The 17,271-nt window shown below is 35.8% G+C and carries 19 protein-coding genes; 16 read left to right on the forward strand and 3 right to left on the reverse strand.

The genetic code is table 11. The annotated features are described in order from the left end of the window. Nucleotides 1–327 precede the first annotated feature (327 nt). The 7 genes from ASU02_RS12455 to ASU02_RS12485 all read left to right on the forward strand — a co-directional run bounded on the left by ASU02_RS12455 (nucleotide 328) and on the right by ASU02_RS12485 (nucleotide 6,978). Entirely contained in the window at nucleotides 328–1,965 is a 1,638-nt protein-coding gene (locus tag ASU02_RS12455) for a YceG family protein (protein WP_057764032.1), read from the forward strand. Nucleotides 1,966–1,978: 13 nt separating this feature from the next. Then, entirely contained in the window at nucleotides 1,979–3,079 is a 1,101-nt protein-coding gene (locus tag ASU02_RS12460; protein ID WP_057764204.1) for a toxic anion resistance protein, read from the forward strand. Between the two features lie 63 nt (nucleotides 3,080–3,142). After that, entirely contained in the window at nucleotides 3,143–3,757 is a 615-nt protein-coding gene (locus tag ASU02_RS12465; protein ID WP_057764034.1) for a TerD family protein, read from the forward strand. Between the two features lie 186 nt (nucleotides 3,758–3,943). Next, nucleotides 3,944–4,645 (forward strand): anthrax toxin lethal factor-related metalloendopeptidase, encoded by a 702-nt coding sequence (locus tag ASU02_RS12470; RefSeq protein WP_057764036.1) that lies wholly within the window; start codon nucleotides 3,944–3,946, stop codon nucleotides 4,643–4,645. A gap of 71 nt (nucleotides 4,646–4,716) precedes the next feature. Beyond that, the gene (locus ASU02_RS12475) at nucleotides 4,717–5,511 is read left to right on the forward strand and encodes a thymidylate synthase (RefSeq protein WP_057764038.1); all 795 of its coding nucleotides are present in this window, start codon (nucleotides 4,717–4,719) and stop codon (nucleotides 5,509–5,511) included. Beyond that, nucleotides 5,508–5,993 (forward strand): dihydrofolate reductase, encoded by a 486-nt coding sequence (locus ASU02_RS12480; RefSeq protein WP_057764040.1) that lies wholly within the window; start codon nucleotides 5,508–5,510, stop codon nucleotides 5,991–5,993. Before ASU02_RS12475 ends, ASU02_RS12480 begins: the two co-directional genes overlap by 4 nt. 253 nt (nucleotides 5,994–6,246) lie before the next feature. Then, nucleotides 6,247–6,978, forward strand: a complete 732-nt coding sequence (locus ASU02_RS12485; RefSeq protein WP_057764042.1) for a lysophospholipid acyltransferase family protein — start codon at nucleotides 6,247–6,249, stop codon at nucleotides 6,976–6,978. A 264-nt stretch (nucleotides 6,979–7,242) separates the two neighbouring features. Here ASU02_RS12485 and ASU02_RS12490 read toward each other — a convergent pair whose 3' ends face one another. Beyond that, nucleotides 7,243–7,479, reverse strand: coding sequence for a hypothetical protein (locus tag ASU02_RS12490; RefSeq protein ID WP_057764044.1), 237 nt, complete (start codon nucleotides 7,477–7,479; stop codon nucleotides 7,243–7,245). Between the two features lie 186 nt (nucleotides 7,480–7,665). On the opposite strand from ASU02_RS12490, the gene ilvA reads away from it, so the two are divergent. From ilvA to ASU02_RS12510, 4 genes are all read left to right on the forward strand, one after another. Beyond that, the gene (gene ilvA / locus ASU02_RS12495; RefSeq protein WP_057764046.1) at nucleotides 7,666–8,934 is read left to right on the forward strand and encodes a threonine ammonia-lyase IlvA; all 1,269 of its coding nucleotides are present in this window, start codon (nucleotides 7,666–7,668) and stop codon (nucleotides 8,932–8,934) included. A gap of 237 nt (nucleotides 8,935–9,171) precedes the next feature. Further along, nucleotides 9,172–9,369: a twin-arginine translocase TatA/TatE family subunit gene (locus ASU02_RS12500; protein WP_053476685.1), complete on the forward strand. Its 198-nt coding sequence runs from the start codon at nucleotides 9,172–9,174 to the stop codon at nucleotides 9,367–9,369. 86 nt (nucleotides 9,370–9,455) lie between these two features. Further along, nucleotides 9,456–10,214 carry a twin-arginine translocase subunit TatC gene (gene tatC / locus ASU02_RS12505; protein WP_057764048.1) on the forward strand — a complete coding sequence of 253 codons (759 nt, stop codon included), beginning with the start codon at nucleotides 9,456–9,458 and terminating at the stop codon, nucleotides 10,212–10,214. A gap of 90 nt (nucleotides 10,215–10,304) precedes the next feature. Continuing rightward, the gene (locus tag ASU02_RS12510; protein ID WP_057764049.1) at nucleotides 10,305–10,556 is read left to right on the forward strand and encodes a DUF2535 family protein; all 252 of its coding nucleotides are present in this window, start codon (nucleotides 10,305–10,307) and stop codon (nucleotides 10,554–10,556) included. A 77-nt stretch (nucleotides 10,557–10,633) separates the two neighbouring features. Here the strand turns inward: ASU02_RS12510 and ASU02_RS12515 are convergent, their stop codons facing one another. Beyond that, nucleotides 10,634–11,140, reverse strand: coding sequence for a PCYCGC motif-containing (lipo)protein (locus tag ASU02_RS12515; RefSeq protein WP_057764050.1), 507 nt, complete (start codon nucleotides 11,138–11,140; stop codon nucleotides 10,634–10,636). A gap of 206 nt (nucleotides 11,141–11,346) precedes the next feature. Between ASU02_RS12515 and ASU02_RS12520 the strand changes: the two genes are divergently transcribed. The 5 genes from ASU02_RS12520 to ASU02_RS12540 all read left to right on the forward strand — a co-directional run bounded on the left by ASU02_RS12520 (nucleotide 11,347) and on the right by ASU02_RS12540 (nucleotide 16,255). Then, nucleotides 11,347–12,963, forward strand: coding sequence for a sensor histidine kinase (locus ASU02_RS12520; RefSeq protein WP_057764206.1), 1,617 nt, complete (start codon nucleotides 11,347–11,349; stop codon nucleotides 12,961–12,963). A gap of 65 nt (nucleotides 12,964–13,028) precedes the next feature. Then, a complete protein-coding gene (locus ASU02_RS12525) occupies nucleotides 13,029–14,009 on the forward strand; it encodes a nucleoside hydrolase (protein ID WP_057764052.1) in 981 nt (326 codons plus the stop codon). 93 nt (nucleotides 14,010–14,102) lie between these two features. Next, entirely contained in the window at nucleotides 14,103–14,681 is a 579-nt protein-coding gene (locus tag ASU02_RS12530) for an SCO family protein (protein ID WP_232426244.1), read from the forward strand. Nucleotides 14,682–14,852: 171 nt separating this feature from the next. Further along, nucleotides 14,853–15,674: an SGNH/GDSL hydrolase family protein gene (locus ASU02_RS12535; RefSeq protein WP_057764054.1), complete on the forward strand. Its 822-nt coding sequence runs from the start codon at nucleotides 14,853–14,855 to the stop codon at nucleotides 15,672–15,674. Continuing rightward, the gene (locus ASU02_RS12540) at nucleotides 15,671–16,255 is read left to right on the forward strand and encodes a YpmS family protein (RefSeq protein ID WP_057764056.1); all 585 of its coding nucleotides are present in this window, start codon (nucleotides 15,671–15,673) and stop codon (nucleotides 16,253–16,255) included. Before ASU02_RS12535 ends, ASU02_RS12540 begins: the two co-directional genes overlap by 4 nt. A 27-nt stretch (nucleotides 16,256–16,282) precedes the next feature. Here the strand turns inward: ASU02_RS12540 and ASU02_RS12545 are convergent, their stop codons facing one another. After that, the gene (locus ASU02_RS12545) at nucleotides 16,283–17,047 is read right to left on the reverse strand and encodes a DUF4397 domain-containing protein (protein WP_057764058.1); all 765 of its coding nucleotides are present in this window, start codon (nucleotides 17,045–17,047) and stop codon (nucleotides 16,283–16,285) included. Nucleotides 17,048–17,271 lie beyond the last annotated feature (224 nt).

Genomic DNA, 17,271 nt, shown 5'->3' on the forward strand with positions numbered 1-17,271 from the left:
CCAATTCATGTGCAGGGTATTTTGCCCTTCTGTAAAGAAACCTCATAGCTGCTCACCTTCTAATCATAGTACTCAACTATATGCATGGACAAGTTGAAAGGTGAAAGGATAAAACGAAAGATAATGTGCATATTTAGGTGAAGCTGCCGGAAATTGAATGATTTTTTATTATATTTGGAGGAATCGTTTTAGAATTCAATGGCACGTATGGTATCATGGTAATAAGTTTACAATTTATTGTTAACTCCATTCCTATTTGGAGTTAGATTTTAGTAGTCTTTATTATTCTTATTACAGTCTTTCGCTCATAGAGGGAAGGGATATAAAATGAACGAAACATATAGTCAAATGAAATCTCATTTATTGCCGATTTCTATAGAGAATTGGCTGCCTACGTTGAAAAAAGACACAAAGGAAAGGCCGCAATTTTCAATTGAACAAAAAACGATCCAATTTGGCCAAGTGGTTGCTCGTTTTTTGGGTGTTCCATTAGATGAGGATGAGTACTACAACAAGCTGTACGATTTCATTCATACGGAGCAGGCGGGACTTACTTTGCTTAGTGAGGATACCCTTGATAAAACGATTGATAATCAGCAATTTCAATCCATCCAAAAGGTATTGAATATTAATCGGGAACAGAATTTATCGATAAATCGATTTGTTGCTTTCCTTGATGGAGAACAGCTTTTACTTAAATCAGCCATTCCTTCTTTGCATAGAAAAACAAGAGAAGCGATGATTGCCGTTCTCGATCTATTTTCTTCACAAGAGCCAGATGGATTAAAGAATCATGAATTAAGGCGAGTCCTTGTTGATATCATTAAATGGACCATTAACCATCTTGGGGCGGATTGGGATAAGGTGAACCCTGAAAAGTCAATGCCAAAATTTTTATGGTATGGGAATTCGAATAAAAGCCAGCACTATTTTCTATACTATTTATTCCAAATGGGATGTGACATCATTGTGTTCTCTCCGTCTGGAGAGGACATCATAATTGGAGGTCATACAGAATTAGAGAATGCGTTTATTCACAACTATCCCGAGCAAAAACAGCCTGAGCCATTCCCAACTGAAAAAAGCAGGCGTTCATCTACCGTCGCTTATCGTGCATCAAGAGAAATTGAATCCATATTAAACCATGAGGGATCCGGGTTTTATAAGCCATGGCAGCTTCGTGAGTACACCCCGTTATCAGTAACTTTGAAAACGACCTATGATGAATTATTTCTTTTAATTAAGGAAAAAGCAATGGTACGGCCAAACTTTGAGGTAAAGAATGGGCAAGTGAAAATTCCTGCTATTTTTGCGAAGGTGCAGGGAGTTAGCAAGAACCGAAAAGAATATTGGGATCGATTACAGATGATAAGCCAAATGGAACATAGCCTGCTTATTCAAAGGTTTCCATTTACGAATAATGTTAACAATGATTTCCGATTTCATTATCGGAATGCACTCGGAAATGATGGCTTACTTGATACGAAAAAAATGGTGGCAGCTCATTATTGGAAGTATCGGCAATTGCCAACTGGTCTTCAGAACGGGATAGCAACGGCCATCCGTAATATATGTGCGAGACCATACATTAAACCGGTCTACCATGAGGATATAGAGGAGCTAAAAGCATTCCTTTTTACTCAAGGAATGCAAATCCCTGTCAGTATTCTGCAGCTTCTTCAAAAGTTTGATTATTCACAGGACGTACCAAAGCTAGTCTTATATAATAATGAGTTAAATGGCACAATGACGCGAACAGACGCTGCATTGCTGTTGTTACTTAATCAATTTGGCATTGATATTGTCTTGTATAATCCTCCTGGTCATAATGATTTAGAAAATTTTATTGAAGAAGGAATCTATGATGTTCATTGGCTAGAGGATGTAGTATTTGAACAGGAATTTAAAGAACCATCTTTAATAAATAGAGTAAAGGGCATTTTCAAAAATTTAAGAGGAGATTGAATCAATGAATCAAATGCAGCCAACAAATCTTGATCTTACATTAACGAAACCAACAGAAGATAAGTTGACGGAAACTACAGCTTCAGAAATCAAGCTGGCTCTGCGTCAAGATCCAGAAGTTCAAAACCTTGCACGTTCGATCGATGAACGAGATCAAATCCAAATTCTCGAATTTGGTAAAGAGCCGGCAACACAAATATCTCGTTTTTCCGATCAAATTTTAGGCAATATGCGTGCAACAAAGGTCGAAGATTCAGGTGAATTATTGAAGCAGCTTGGTCGTATTATGGATAAGTTTGATAAGAAGGATTTTGAAAAGAGCTCAGGCGGATTATTCGGAAAGCTGTTCAAAAAAGGTGAAAAGCTCATTGATAAGCTTTTTGGAAAATATCAAACGATGGGACATGAAATTGATAAGGTATATATAGAAATTTCTAAATATCAAAACGAGATGGTTGAATCAACAACCATGCTAGACCAAATGTATGAGCAAAACTACCAATATTATCTAGCACTTGAAAAATATGCAGTAGCGGGTCAGATGAAGGCAGATGACCTTAAAGCCAATCAGCTTCCCCAGCTGGAATCACGTGCAGCTGCTGGCGATCAGATGGCATCGATGCAGCTGGATACACTTAGAAATGGCATAGAATTACTAGAACAGCGTGTATATGATCTAGAAATGGCGAAAATGGTTTCCTTACAAACCGCACCACAAATACGCCTGTTACAAAGAGGAAACACGAAGCTTATTGGGAAAATTAATTCTGCTTTTGTAACGACGATTCCGATCTTCAAAAATGGAATTATTCAAGCGGTTGCAGCAAAAAGACAAAAGCTTGTTGCTGACTCGATGAATGAGCTTGACCGAAGAACGAATGAAATGCTGCTGCGCAATGCACAAAATATCTCTACCCAAAGTGCTGATATTGCAAGACTTGCAGGGAGTCCAAGCATCAAGATTGAAACCATTGAAGAGTCTTGGAACATCATTATTAAAGGAATGCAGGAAACAAAAGCAATTGAAGAAGAGAATAAGCGCATGCGTGAAGAGGGTACTAAAAGACTAGAGCAGCTTCAAGATAATTTCAAAAAAATTAAGCTGCAAGGGTAATAGGCAATTGGCTATTTGCCAATTGTTTACATAAAAACACAAAAAAATTATGAGGTGAAAATGATGGCAATTAACTTACAAAAAGGGCAGCGTGTTGATCTTACAAAAGGAAATCCAGGTCTTTCAAAAATTATGGTAGGTTTAGGCTGGGATCCAGTTCAAAACCGTGGCGGTGGCGGTCTTCTTGGCTCACTATTCGGCGGAGGCGGAGGCGGTGCCAATATCGATTGTGATGCGTCCGTTATTATGCTTGGTGAGAATGGGAAAATCAGAAGCAACAGTGATGTTATTTACTTCGGAAACTTAAAGAGCAGTGATGGCAGTGTCCAGCACACGGGAGATAATTTAACTGGAGATGGAGACGGGGACGATGAGCAAGTCTTAGTTGATTTAAGCCGTGTACCTTCACAAGTTCATAAGCTTGTGTTTGTAGTTAATATTTATGATTGTGTGAAAAGAAAGCAGCATTTCGGAATGATTCAAAATGCGTTCATCCGGATTGTGAATTCAGCTAACAATCAGGAAATTATCCATTTTAATTTAACAGATGATTACAGTGGACAAACTTGCCTAGTTGTAGGTGAAATTTACCGTCATGGAAATGAATGGAAGTTTGCGGCAGTGGGAACTGGAACGTCAGCACCAGGCTTGGGAGATGTTGTCCGTTCATTCGCTTAATCAATTGAATTATACTTTTGCAGGGACCAGACTATATTGTCTGTGTCCCTTTTTTTAGATATCATTGGGTTTCCTCCTATATTCTTCTAGCTAACAACTGCTCTATTAGATTATTTCACATGATATAATAATAGTATTCCTTTCAATAGGTATTGACCTCAAAGAATGATAGAAGGTGTACTCCCAATGCGAAAAATGTCCCTTTTTCTATTTATACTGATTATTTCTCTAACATTAATGGGCAGTTCTCAAGCAGCGATGGGCGGCATCCAGCTAAAAGATTATCCCAGTCACTCGACCTTAAAAAAGTCGATTGTGCTTAATTCCTCTTCCGTTCTAGGAAGTATCATTCTTTTGCCAACTGATCCTTTTGATGAGCGTGAAGCGGCGCAAATTATTTCGAGAATAGATAATTTGCCATTTTCCTTATTATCAAAAGTAGGGGAAGAAAATATTAAACTTAAATTATTTATTGGAAGATTAACAGATAATCCAACAGCTGCCCATCTCGATGGTATGATTCCAAGAGGGTATAAGGGCAGAACAACGTGGGACGACGTACCTGGTATTGGAGGGTCCAAAACAGTTTTAGTGAAAATTGGATTCAGTGACAAGGGCAGAGGACATAGCTCTGTAAATTTAGAGCTTCATGAGCTGGCTCATTCCATTGATCGCTACGTTTATGATGGAATGCGTAATAACCAGAAATTTCTAGCAGTTTGGAAGAAGGAAAAACCGTTACTATTTCCGGCGAAGGATTATTTTTTAACCTATCCTGAAGAATATTTTGCGGAAACCTTTGCGATGTATTACCTCGGAGGAGATTCCAGGAGCTTGCTGAAGGAGAAAGCACCTGAGACATATCGTTTTATGAAAAGTTTAAAATAGCGGAAAGTATTTTTTTACCCCACCTAATTTGATACAATTAAAAAAATGCGAAAATAAAAGGTTGTGTTGTAATGAAACAATATTTAGAGCTTTGCAAGCATGTTCTTGAAAATGGAGTAAAAAAGGAAGATCGAACAGGAACGGGGACGATTAGCACATTTGGTTATCAAATGCGATTCAATCTAGCAGAAGGGTTTCCGCTAATGACAACCAAAAAGCTGCATTTGCGATCAATCATTTATGAATTGCTTTGGTTTTTAAATGGGGATACAAATGTGAAATTTCTTCAAGATAATGGAGTAAGAATCTGGAATGAATGGGCAGATGAAAATGGAGAGCTCGGTCCTGTATATGGCCATCAGTGGCGTTCATGGACTGGGGCAGATGGGAATACCATTGATCAGATTAGCGAACTTATTCAGCAAATAAAAACGAATCCTGATTCTAGACGGATGATTGTTAATGCGTGGAATGTTGGAGATCTTGATAAAATGGCTTTGCCGCCATGCCACTGTATGTTTCAATTTTACGTAGCAGATGGGAAGCTATCGTGCCAGCTCTATCAGCGGTCAGCTGATGTTTTTCTTGGCGTGCCTTTTAATATTGCTTCTTATGCCTTGCTTACACTTATGATTGCACAGGTGTGTGATTTAGAGCCTGGAGAATTTATTCATACATTTGGTGATACACATATTTATTTAAACCATCTCGAACAAATTGAGCTGCAGTTAAGCCGTGAGCCGCGAGCTCTTCCAAAATTGAGACTCAATCCAGAAGTGAAGGATCTTTACGGATTTCAGTTTAATGACTTTGTTCTTGAGGAATATGATCCACATCCACATATTAAAGGAGTGGTAAGTGTATGATTTCACTCATGTGGGCAATGGACAATAATCATGTTATTGGTTATAATAATCAGCTTCCTTGGCATCTTCCAGAGGATTTAAAGTTTTTTAAGAGTACAACATTGGGGCATCCAATTGCGATGGGAAGAAAAACTTGGGATTCCATTGGACGCCCGCTGCCTGGAAGAGAAAACATCGTAATCACGCGCAATCCTGAATTCTTATGTGAAGGATGCACTGTTTTGAACTCGGTCGAAGCACTTCTTGAGTATAGCCGGCAAAAAGCCGATGAAATTTTTGTGATTGGCGGAGCGGAAATTTTTAAACTCATTTTACCAGATGCGGACAAGCTTTATTTAACTCGCATTTATGATGAGTTTAAAGGAGATACATTTTTTCCTGAGCTAAATATGGAGGAATGGTCTTTGCTTTCTCGTGAACAGGGCATAAAAGACGAGAAAAACCCTTATGATTATGAATTTATGATTTATAAAAGAAAATAATGTGTTGAAGCTGCTCGCATGTGAGCAGCTTTTTTTATTATATAAGTCTAGCATCTATCCCATTCCCTTCGAAGTCACAAGAAGAGTCTTATGCTTGCCAGATGTGAAAACAAAGGGAAGTACCTTGAGCCAACTTCGCAGGAACAATCCCTTTTTCATATTTCCAATGGTGCAGTCAATTTTCTTTTGATTCTAGTTAAAATAGCCTATCTATTATATAATGATAAAATGCAGATAGATTGGGAGGAACAGCATGATTCGATTAATCGCATTTGTAGTTTATATGGCCGGCTATTTAGTGTATAGCTTGCCGTCCCTAGCAAAAATGAAAAGGCTACATCCTGAAATGCCGGTTTCTGAAAGGGATCGACTCATTCATCAATTGCCTATGAAATGGTCAAGCACAATTATGAAAATTACAGGTTCAACGGTGGAGGTAAAGGGAAAGGAATTTTTGCCTAAAGGACCAGTTGTATTTGTTTGCAATCATGAAGGTGATTTTGACATACCAGTTTTACTGGCTTTTATTGATAAGCCATTTGGGTTTATTTCAAAGGTAGAAGTGAAAAAGGCACCAATTATCTCATCATGGATGGAAGTAATGAATTGTGTATTTATCGATCGCAAAGATCGTAGAAGCGCGGTACAATCTATTCGGGATGGGGTGGATAAATTAAAGAACGGGCATTCCATTGTTATTTTTCCTGAGGGTACAAGAAGCAAGGGCGGACCTATTGGAGAATTCAAAGCCGGGGGTTTACGATTGGCGAAGGATGCTGGGGTTCCGATTGTTCCAATTGGAATAAAGGGCACCGCCGATATTTTTGAGAAAAATAACAGGCTTGTTCGTCCGGCGAAAGTTCAAATTAATATTTGTCAGCCAATTGACCCACAATCTATTCGTGAAAAAGACATGAAGGAAATTGCTTCAGAAGTAAGAAATATAATTATTACTAGCTTCAGGAAAGATAATAAGGCTTCGTAACAATCAGGGTTATGAAAGTGCGAAAACTGTTTGCCATAGTTTTGAGGTCAGTCACTTATTATGTAAAAGGTAATAGTACTCTGATGCAGTTACTATTTCTGGAAATGTAAACACAAAATGAATTAGTTATTAAATCTTTTCCTAAATATCAACTTTATTTAATATGGTTTATAACAAAAAATGGGGTATGAAACTATTTCAGTTTCATACCCTTTTGCTGTTTTGCCTACATATAGGATAAAGTTATACGTTTATCTAATAATCTTAGTACGTAGGATTAATTAAATAGTCTGTTAATGCATTCACCATGACTTGAAACTCATTCGGATCACAAAATTCCTCAGGAGAAAAATTACTTTTTATCCAAAGGATTAATTCATGTGGAGTGTTGAAAAATTCCCCACTTGAATCACTTTTACGAACCATATACCGCCCATTATCCTCATCTAATGTCACTTCCACCGGCAGTGCACAGTCAAGACTGCATAATGAAAACTCCACTCTTCCACCTCCCGATAAATTTTAGGAATCTGTTTTTCTTAGCTTTCGATTAGTATATGTAAAAATCCTTCTTTTCTATTCGGTAAAATATCGGAAAAGTAAAAATTTTTAAATTATATGATTGAAATCAAAAACTCACATGGTATAATGAACAAATTAATATCGGAAGAGAAATGAGGGTGACAGATGAAACAGAAGGTGATGAAGAAAAAATGGGTGCAGTTAGAGGAGATTTTGATTGCATACCAGCAATTAAAGGATATTGTTGCCCATACCCCGCTTCAAAAAAATGAACGCCTTTCAGAAAAATATAGCTGTAATATTTATTTGAAAAGAGAAGATTTACAACATGTACGATCATTCAAGCTTAGAGGAGCATACTATTCAGTTAAATCATTGAAGGATGATGAGGTTAAGAATGGGGTCGTATGTGCAAGTGCAGGCAATCATGCTCAAGGAGTCGCCTACGCTTGCCGCCATTTAGGCGTCTACGGAAAAATCTTTATGCCAGCAACTACACCTAAACAAAAGGTATTTCAAGTTGAAATGTTTGGAAGGCAATATGTCGATATTATTCTTGTAGGAGATACGTTTGATGATTCCTATGAACAGGCAATGAAATGTGCAGAGGAAGAACAGCGTGCATTTATCCACCCATTTGACGATGAAAAAGTAATTGCGGGACAAGGAACAGTAGCTGTTGAGTTTCTAAATGATTGCGAGGAGCCTATTGACTATGTTTTTGCAAGCATTGGAGGCGGAGGACTAGTCGCAGGAATTAGTACATATATTAAAAGCATTTCCCCAAATACGAAAATTATTGGAGTTGAACCAGCTGGAGCACCATCTATGTTCACTTCTTTACAAAATAGGTCAGTCACTTCATTAGAAAAGATTGATAAATTTGTAGATGGGGCTGCAGTGAAGTGTGTAGGTTCAAAAACTTTTGATATCTGTTCTGACTTAGTGGATGATATTTTGCTTGTTCCTGAAGGAAAGGTTTGCACAACGATTTTAGAACTTTACAATGAGCATGCAATCGTTGCTGAACCAGCAGGGGCGCTGCCAATTTCCGCATTGGATTTGTATAAAGAGGCAATTAAAGGGAAAAATATAGTGTGTATCGTAAGCGGTGGGAATAATGATATTGAACGGATGCAGGAAATGAAGGAACGGTCTTTATTGCATGAAGGTTTGCTGCGCTATTTTATTGTGAATTTTCCTCAGCGGGCAGGGGCATTGAGAGAATTTCTTGATGAAGTGCTTGGGATATCAGATGATATCATTCGTTTTGAATATACGAAAAAAAATAATAAAGAGAATGGTCCTGCATTAGTGGGCATTGAACTGAAGAATAAGGAGGATTATAGCAGCTTAATTGAGCGAATGGATAAAAAGGGGTTTGCTTATAAGGAGATAAATAAAGACAGTAACCTTTTCCATTTGCTTATATAGGTGGATTAGGAGTAATATAGAACATGTAGGAATGTTGTCCATAAATGGCCAGTATAGGAATGGGTCTTGAAAAGAAATATAAAACGGTCAAGATAGAAATGAAAAAAGTCACATATTCAAAAATTAGGTTTTTAATGTGAACTAAATATGAACTTTTTTATACTTTTCCCACAAGCTGCGCTAAAACCACTATAATGATACTAGAATGACTAGTAAGCACTTTAAGGAGGATGTTTTATGTTATCAAACATCGGTATTCCTGGATTAATATTAATTCTTGTTTTAGCATTAATTATTTTTGGTCCAAAAAAATTACCCGAAATAGGTCGTGCATTTGGGCAGACATTAAGAGAATTTAAAAAGTCCACGCGTGAATTAACAAGTGATGTCATGGAAGAATTTGAAGAGGACGATAAGAAAAAAACGGTTAAATAAGGTGCGAGATTTAATATCTTGCCCTTTTTTTATCGTATTTTTCATCGTCTTATAAGATTTTCACTTCAAATTAGCAGGAGAAAAATATGTCAGATAAAGAATTGAATTTAGTTGATCATTTAGATGAATTAAGGAAAAGGCTCATAATTACAGTTGGTGCTTTTTTAGTTTTTTTTGTAGTTGGCTTCATGTATGTAAAAGATATATATCAATGGTTTGTTCGAGATCTAGATGTAAAATTAATTGTTCTGGGTCCAAGTGATATTGTTTGGGTTTATTTTATGATTGCATCTGTCATAGCAATTGCGGGGACCATTCCGATTTTAGCTTTGCAAATTTGGTTATTTGTCAAGCCAGCATTAAAACCGATTGAACGGAAAATTTCTTTATCATATGTTCCGGCTCTTTTTATTTTATTTATCATTGGACTTTGTTTCGGCTATTTTGTTATTTTTCCAACCGTCTTAGGTTTTCTAGTTGAATTAGGCGGTCAAATGCTAGAGACTAATTTTACAGCAGATAAATATTTCCGATTTATCATGCATATGACAATTCCATTTGGGATTCTTTTTGAATTGCCAGTAGTGATTATGTTTTTAACATCACTTGGTGTAATTAATCCATATGCGCTCCAAAAGATTAGAAAATATGCATATTTTATTTTAATTGTTATTTCAATAGTTATTTCTCCGCCAGATTTTATGTCAGATATTCTTGTTGCCATTCCATTGCTGTTCTTGTATGAAATTAGTATTAATTTATCAAAAATTGTTTATAAGCGTAAGCTGAAAAAAGAAAAGGAATGGGAAGAAAGCAGCGAATATGAAACGCTGGATGAGAACTAAAAAAAATTTTTGGCTCCCCATAAATAGACAGCTTTTGTAGGGAAGTTAGGGTATAATATAGTCAAACGGGTGAAAAAGAGGATTGATATTTTGCTATTCAAAAGCCTAGAGTTCAAAAATGCTGTTGGACAGAAGGTAAAGATCACAGAAATTCCTGTATTGAACAAAAATAGCCCTGATTATTTCATGATTCAAGTCCGTTTGCAAGCCTTTATACAATCAATAAATGGGGTTCAAAAAGAGGATGCGATATACTCTTATCGGGAGTATTTAAAGAGAGTCTTAAAGTGGCCTGATTATCAGAAATTATTTAATGCTCCAGAACTAAAAAATAATGCATAATTTTTCAGTATCGGCAGGTTTTGCCGATACTTTTTTTATCCGTAAATAAAAAGGTCTGAGCACATTGCTCAGACCCATTAACCTGGAAATGGAGTTGGTGTAGGTTCTGCGTAGCCTTCTTTGTAAGTATCATCTATATATTGGCGAATTTCTTTAATAGATTTACCTTCATTTAACATATTAATACTCTTTGCGGCTGTATCTAGGCAGGTTCCACACCGAGTCCCATGATCGTCCCATACAACTTCCCCATTTTCTTTGTTTTCATTAATAAAGCAATCATAATTATCTATATGGGCTGCTGAATCACCACATCCACAATAACAAGGAATATTCTCTAAAAGTTCTTGGTATTCACCAACAGCATTATAAACCATTTGAATTTGTTCATGCTGATTATCTAGAAATTTTGGCAGCTCTGAAAGGGAGGCTGTTTTTTCTCGTAAATCGCCATTTTCTGCATGATAAGAATGCTTGTCTTTATTCTTATCTGCTATTGCTTCTTCTTCTGTCGATGAACAGGCTGATAACAAAATGAATATGGCTGTAAAAGAAATAAAATATGCGAATATATTTTTTTTCATATAACTATCACCTATTTTCTCTTTATTATTCGCGTTAATTCAATCATAGCATAATCAAAGACACGGATTTTAAAAAAACAGCCCTATTCTCTCTTGAAAAACACAAGTGTGCTTAAATCGTAAAATTTTGTGTTTTTAGAGGATTTATGTAAAGGTCTGTCGAATGGAAGATTTATAAAGTGGAAAAAGGACTCGGTGAACGAATAATGAAGGAACAAATAAACAACTTGCCTTTATTCAGAAAAATTTTGTTATTCTCCTTTTTTGTAAGCTTAATTCTAGTAGTTGCAACAGCTGGAATTAGTTTATTGCTTCAAACGAAGCAAATGGAAAAGCAGCTCCGTTTTCGCGTTGTTGAAATGTCAGCTTTATGGGGAACGATTATTGATATCGAAGACATTAAAAAAGTAATTACGGAAAGAAACCGGGAGTATCCTTCTTTTCAATCCTTAATGCATAGCTTATCAATTGTGAATGAAAATGCCCCATATACAAACGCTGTTTTACTTGAGCCGAAGGTTTCTGCTAATGATGAGGTATTTGTACTAGTTAGCTCTGAAGACTTCGAAAAAAAAGGTGTGAAGTCACTTTCCTTCTTGAAGGTTGATGGAACATATGTAGAAACATTTAATGAAGCCATGCGTAAAGATAAGATTGTATCTAGTCCATTGTATCAAGATGAATTAGGTTTTTGGATTACTTCATTTGTCCCAATTTCAGATCATAATGGCAAACTTACTGCTATTTTAGCTATGGATATTAATGCTGCTATCTTAAGTGAATATCAAAAGAATATTACCCTTTACCTAATAGGAATTTTTGTTGTTATATTATTTCTTTATTATTTCGTATTGAAAAGAGGACTAAGAAAGTTCCTAAATCCTGTGAATGAAATCATCTCTGGGTTTAATGAAGTTAGTAAAGGAAACTTTGAGGTGAAATTAAAAACGTCTGACCAGTCAGATTTAGGGATATTGGTCGAACGTTTTAATGCAATGACAAACCAATTGTCACAACTTTTTGAGCGTTTATCGGCAACGACTGAACAATTTGGAACAGGAAATAAAAACATTGCTCCATTGCATAGGTTTGAAGAGGCCATTGATGAAATGGAACAAATTTTGCAAAGAACAAAAATTCAGCGTGAGCTTCAGCGAGCAGAAAAAATGAATGCGATAGGACAGCTTGCAGCATCTGTTGCCCATGAAATTAGAAATCCAATGACTGTTGTGAAAGGCTTTCTGCAAATATTCTTGGCGAAAGAGCAGATGAGTGATGAGGAACGCATGTATATAAGACTGATGATTGAAGAAATGCATCGAGCAGAAACAATTATCAATGACTATTTATCCTTAGCAAAGCCAGATATTGAACATATGGAGCTGGTGGATGCGGGTGAATTTGCTTCGAGGGTAATGGATTTAATGAACTCATATGCGATGATGTCGAAGAATATTTCGATTGAGATAAATTTAAACCATGGCGTATACATAAAGAGCAATCCAAGTGAATTAAGGCAAGTTCTCATAAATATTTTGAAAAATGGCATTGAAGCGATGAAAGATGGAGGAAATCTGAATCTTTCTGTTTATAAAGAAAATGGATATGGTGTATTTAAAATTAGTGACACCGGAATAGGGATGTCAAACATAGAATTAGAAAGATTAGGCACTCCCTTTTATTCATTAAAGGAAAAGGGTACAGGTATTGGCATGATGGTATGCTACCAGATTATTGACAGAATGAAAGGGAAGATAGAGGTAGAAAGTGAAGTTGGGATAGGGACCACATTTAACATATTTATCCCATTAGCTGAAGAATAAAGTATTGAAAATATTGCCATTTCTTCCTCCCTCCTGAATATGTTTATGTATAGGAGGTGGATGGGGTGAAAGCGAAAAATGTCCTTCTATTCAGTGATTTTGGGATAGATGATATTGTTGCGGTAATATTTACTCTGTTTTCTGAAGAAATAAACGTGGTTGGCATTGTAGCTGATTATGGGAATGTTTCAAGGAAAGATGCTTTAAGAAACGCGGCCTTTCTGCAGGATGTCACAGGAGTAACGACGATTCCAACGTTTGGTGGAGCAGTACTCCCTCTGACAGGAGAAAGACCAGTCTACTATCCAGAGGTGCATGGATTCGAAGGTCTTGGACCAATTAATCCTCAAATGGAAGTGAATCCAGATTTATTCGAGAACTTTAATGAAATTGTTCCATTGATTGAAGAGTATGAAAACAATTTGATAATTGTTAATATAGGCAGATTGTCTTCATTAGCCACTGCATTTATTTTGTACCCAAATCTAATGAAGAAAATTACTGATTTCTATATTATGGGAGGAGCATTTAACTTTCCGGGAAATGTAACTCCGGTAGCAGAGGCAAATTTTTATGGAGATCCTTATGCTGCGAAAATACTAATTAATGAGGCACCAAAAAAGCTTCATATCATCCCGTTGAATGTGACAATGTCTGCGATTATTACACCATCTATTATAAATACCCTTCATCAGCATTATGAAAAGACACAGAACAAAACGGGATTGATTGTAAAACCAATGGTAGATTATTATTATGAATTTTATCAAAAAACAAATCCAGGTATAAGCGGGAGCCCATTACATGATGTATTTACTTTATGGGCTTTATTTGATGAGTCAGATGTTGTCTATCAGGAAGCCCCTGTTCAAGTGGTAGTTGATCAAGGAATTGCTTTCGGGCAAAGCGTTGGCGATTTCAGAAAAGCTCCTGATTTAGAATCGAAAGATTATAAAATTCATAAGGTTGCTGTAAATTATAATTATCGTTCCTTTATTAAAGCATTCTTTGATATTATGAAAAATCATAATGGCAATTTGGCATAAAGTTAGTTCACAAGTTTGTCACCGATTTTTCTTTCTTCTTTCGTATACGTCTGCTAAAATAGGTTCGTATATGGATAGGAGCGGATACGAATAATGAAAATGCGATTATTGATAATTATAAGTGTACTAACTGTTATTCTTCTTTCGGCATGTAGCAATGGAGAATTAAAGGATGCTAGAAACTGGCCAGTTCCGGATTTTACTTTCACAGATCAAAACAATAAATCTTTTGGATTATCTGATCTAAAGGACAAGGTTTGGATTGCAGATTTTATTTATACTGCTTGTCCAGATATTTGTCAGCCAATGACTTTTAATATGAGTAAATTACAAGAAATGGCAAAGAAAGAGAAAATCGATAATATTGAATTTGTTTCCTTCAGTGTAGATCCTACTGTTGATAAACCAGAAGTATTAGCTGAGTATAGCAAATTATTTAATGCAGATTTAAAAAAATGGCATTTTCTAACTGGATATGAACAAAAAGAAATCGAAGCATTCGCGATGGAACATTTCAAAACAATCGTACAAAAGCCTGCAAATGATGACTATGTCATTCATCAATCATACTTTTATCTAGTAAATAAAGAAGGTAAAATTCAAAAGTTATATAGCGGGGATAAAGAAGTTCCATTTGAAGAAATTATTGATGATATCAAAACATTACAATAGACCTTATGGATAGGTCTATTTTTTTTGAAACGATCTAAGTTAATATTTTACATCCAGATGAAACAGGTTTGGAACGTTATGTAATTCATTTATCGTGTTATAATATCAATACTAAGTATCAAATAGCCCTTCAGCTAGATGCTTCATTTTCAATAAAAGCCGGGTGATAACATGAAAAAAATCGTTCCATTTATTCTTCTAAGCATACTGTTTTTAGCTTCATGCAATCCGCATTCAATTATAAAGGAAAAGTTAAATCAGCATAAAGAAGTAGGGTTAATGATCAAGGAGAAGGTACCAGAAGAGTTTATTCCTCAGGATGTTAAAATTGTTTCTGTTGGTGATTCATTAACACAAGGTGTTGGAGATAGTACGAAACGAGGCGGCTATGTGCCGTATCTTAAGGAGCTGCTTGAAAAAGATAAGTCGATAAATAATGCTTTATTTAATAATTTCGGCATTAAAGGAAATCGCTCGGATCAGCTCTTAAAAAAGCTTGCTTCAAACGAGGTAAGAGATGCTGTGAAAGATGCTGATTATGTCATTGTAACAATAGGGGGCAATGATGTAATGAAGGTTGTAAGGGAAAATTTCTCAAGTTTGAATCTTAAAGCGTTTACTCAGCAAAGAAAAGTATACGAAAAAAATTTGAAGGAAGTATTAACTGCAATTCGCAAGGATAATCCGAATAGCAAAGTGATATTAGTTGGTTTGTATAATCCATTCTTTAAATGGTTTGCGGATATACAGGAAATTAATGAAATTATTGGTGAATGGAATCAAGTAAGTCAAGATGTATTAATGAAATATCCGAATACTTATTTTGTTGAGATTGCAGATCTTTTTTATGATGAAGGAGAAAATCTTCTTCACACAGATTATTTCCACCCAAATGATCAAGGATATAAATTAATTGCCAATCGAATTTTTGAAAAAATAAATGAAGAAGTACTCGAAAAGGCTTCAACTGAAAACAAGGAGAATGGATATTGAAGGGTCAGAAATGGAAAATGCTATTTTTTCTTTTGCTAAGTATTATTGTTATATTTATACTGGTCATTTTCATATTACTGAAAACACCAGCAACAGAGGAAAAGTATATAGCAGAAAATTTAAACACGGACGATTATGTTCCTTTTAAAATTCAGACAGATAAACAAGATTTAAACAAAGTAATCAATCATTATCTCCAAAAAGAAGGATTGACAGGAGCAATTGATTATAAAGTGATATTAAATGATGAAGTTGAATTATATGGATTGATTCCGGTATTTAGTCAAGATATCCAGCTAAAGCTTACGTTTGAACCACAGGTTTTAGATAATGGAGACATTGTTCTGCAGCAGAAGTCTATATCTGTAGGCAAACTTCAATTACCGGTTTCGTATGTTTTAAAGTTTATTGGCGACAAATATAAACTTCCAAAAGGGGTAACCATTCACCCGAATGAAGAAAAAATATATGTTTCACTGCAAAAAATGAAACTAAAGAGTGATCTCAAAGTAAAGGTTGATGAATTCAATTTAAAGAATGATAATATACGGTTCACTTTATTAGTACCGGTAAAGGAGTAAAAAGGCGTGACAGCAGTCATGCCTTTTTTAACCTTCAAGCATTATGGCTTCAAGCTCAGGTCCGTCAGCAACTGACCCTAATAATAAGATAGAATATACTTTGTTCGGTTCTAAACGAACATGTGGAATGGGTAATACAACGTTTTTGGACCCAGCGATTCGTGCTTCAAGATCAACTGTCATTGGTGAAAGTCCTAGATAGCTAGTGAATTTCCGGTAGGCGATATTAGGAAAAATCACATCTCTGTCTTTAACCGCAATATCGAATGCAGGTGCATCATCTGCTAGATGGATGAACCTTACTTTTGTTTCCCCGTAAGGAACGTGAAGCTCGTCTTCCAATGCAAGCCACTTTAAATTTTTTCCATGCCCGCTGAATAAGAAAGAATAGTTTTTTCCTTGTCCCACGTTGATCTTTCTGCTTAATACGGTTGAAACCATATTTCCAGCTGGATAGATATCCACTTGATATTTTCCAGCTGGAAGAGTAAGGTAGGTACTTGCTTCTTTAAACGGGAAATCCTTTATGACCCTTGAACCATTTACATAAATATCAACATTTGATGCATCATTAGAGCCATGAATGAACCGTATCTTTGCAGGGAGAACTGGACCGTTTTGTGGTGGATTCATTTGTGTGCGCATGGATTGAACTGCCAATGTCATATATTTTAGGTGCTTTTGATAATAAGCGATGTGCCTTGCTGGGTCTATATATTTATAATAGTTGGCTAATAGATCGTATAGCCCTGCTTTTTGAAAGTGATTATTTTGATTTCTATTTAGAGACATACCCCTCGCTCCTATCTAGATCGTATACTTTAGTAACATATGCAAAACGATATAGGTTGGTGTCACGTGTTTGGACTTCATAATTAAAATATAGTTTTGTAAAATTTCTGCAAAATAACAAAAAATTAGCTTTACTTATGGATGTAAATTCCATATAATAAAGATAAATCAACGGAAGGTGGGTGAAGTGTAATGGAAAAATTATTAATTGTTTGTACGTTAAT

Origin of the sequence: Cytobacillus praedii (genome assembly GCF_001439605.1) — a bacterium.
GTDB lineage: Bacteria > Bacillota > Bacilli > Bacillales > Cytobacillaceae > Cytobacillus > Cytobacillus praedii.

Excerpts from the sequence above, each read along its gene's own strand:
- ASU02_RS12455 (WP_057764032.1), top strand. The coding sequence starts at position 328 with ATGAACGAAACATATAGTCAAATGAAATCTCATTTATTGCCGATTTCT.
- ASU02_RS12460 (WP_057764204.1), top strand. The coding sequence starts at position 1,979 with ATGCAGCCAACAAATCTTGATCTTACATTAACGAAACCAACAGAAGAT.
- ASU02_RS12465 (WP_057764034.1), top strand. The coding sequence starts at position 3,143 with ATGGCAATTAACTTACAAAAAGGGCAGCGTGTTGATCTTACAAAAGGA.
- ASU02_RS12470 (WP_057764036.1), top strand. The coding sequence starts at position 3,944 with ATGCGAAAAATGTCCCTTTTTCTATTTATACTGATTATTTCTCTAACA.
- ASU02_RS12475 (WP_057764038.1), top strand. The coding sequence starts at position 4,717 with ATGAAACAATATTTAGAGCTTTGCAAGCATGTTCTTGAAAATGGAGTA.
- ASU02_RS12480 (WP_057764040.1), top strand. The coding sequence starts at position 5,508 with ATGATTTCACTCATGTGGGCAATGGACAATAATCATGTTATTGGTTAT.
- ASU02_RS12485 (WP_057764042.1), top strand. The coding sequence starts at position 6,247 with ATGATTCGATTAATCGCATTTGTAGTTTATATGGCCGGCTATTTAGTG.
- ilvA (WP_057764046.1), top strand. The coding sequence starts at position 7,666 with ATGAAACAGAAGGTGATGAAGAAAAAATGGGTGCAGTTAGAGGAGATT.
- ASU02_RS12500 (WP_053476685.1), top strand. The coding sequence starts at position 9,172 with ATGTTATCAAACATCGGTATTCCTGGATTAATATTAATTCTTGTTTTA.
- tatC (WP_057764048.1), top strand. The coding sequence starts at position 9,456 with ATGTCAGATAAAGAATTGAATTTAGTTGATCATTTAGATGAATTAAGG.
- ASU02_RS12515 (WP_057764050.1), bottom strand. The coding sequence starts at position 11,140 with ATGAAAAAAAATATATTCGCATATTTTATTTCTTTTACAGCCATATTC.
- ASU02_RS12520 (WP_057764206.1), top strand. The coding sequence starts at position 11,347 with ATGAAGGAACAAATAAACAACTTGCCTTTATTCAGAAAAATTTTGTTA.
- ASU02_RS12530 (WP_232426244.1), top strand. The coding sequence starts at position 14,103 with ATGAAAATGCGATTATTGATAATTATAAGTGTACTAACTGTTATTCTT.
- ASU02_RS12535 (WP_057764054.1), top strand. The coding sequence starts at position 14,853 with ATGAAAAAAATCGTTCCATTTATTCTTCTAAGCATACTGTTTTTAGCT.
- ASU02_RS12545 (WP_057764058.1), bottom strand. The coding sequence starts at position 17,047 with ATGTCTCTAAATAGAAATCAAAATAATCACTTTCAAAAAGCAGGGCTA.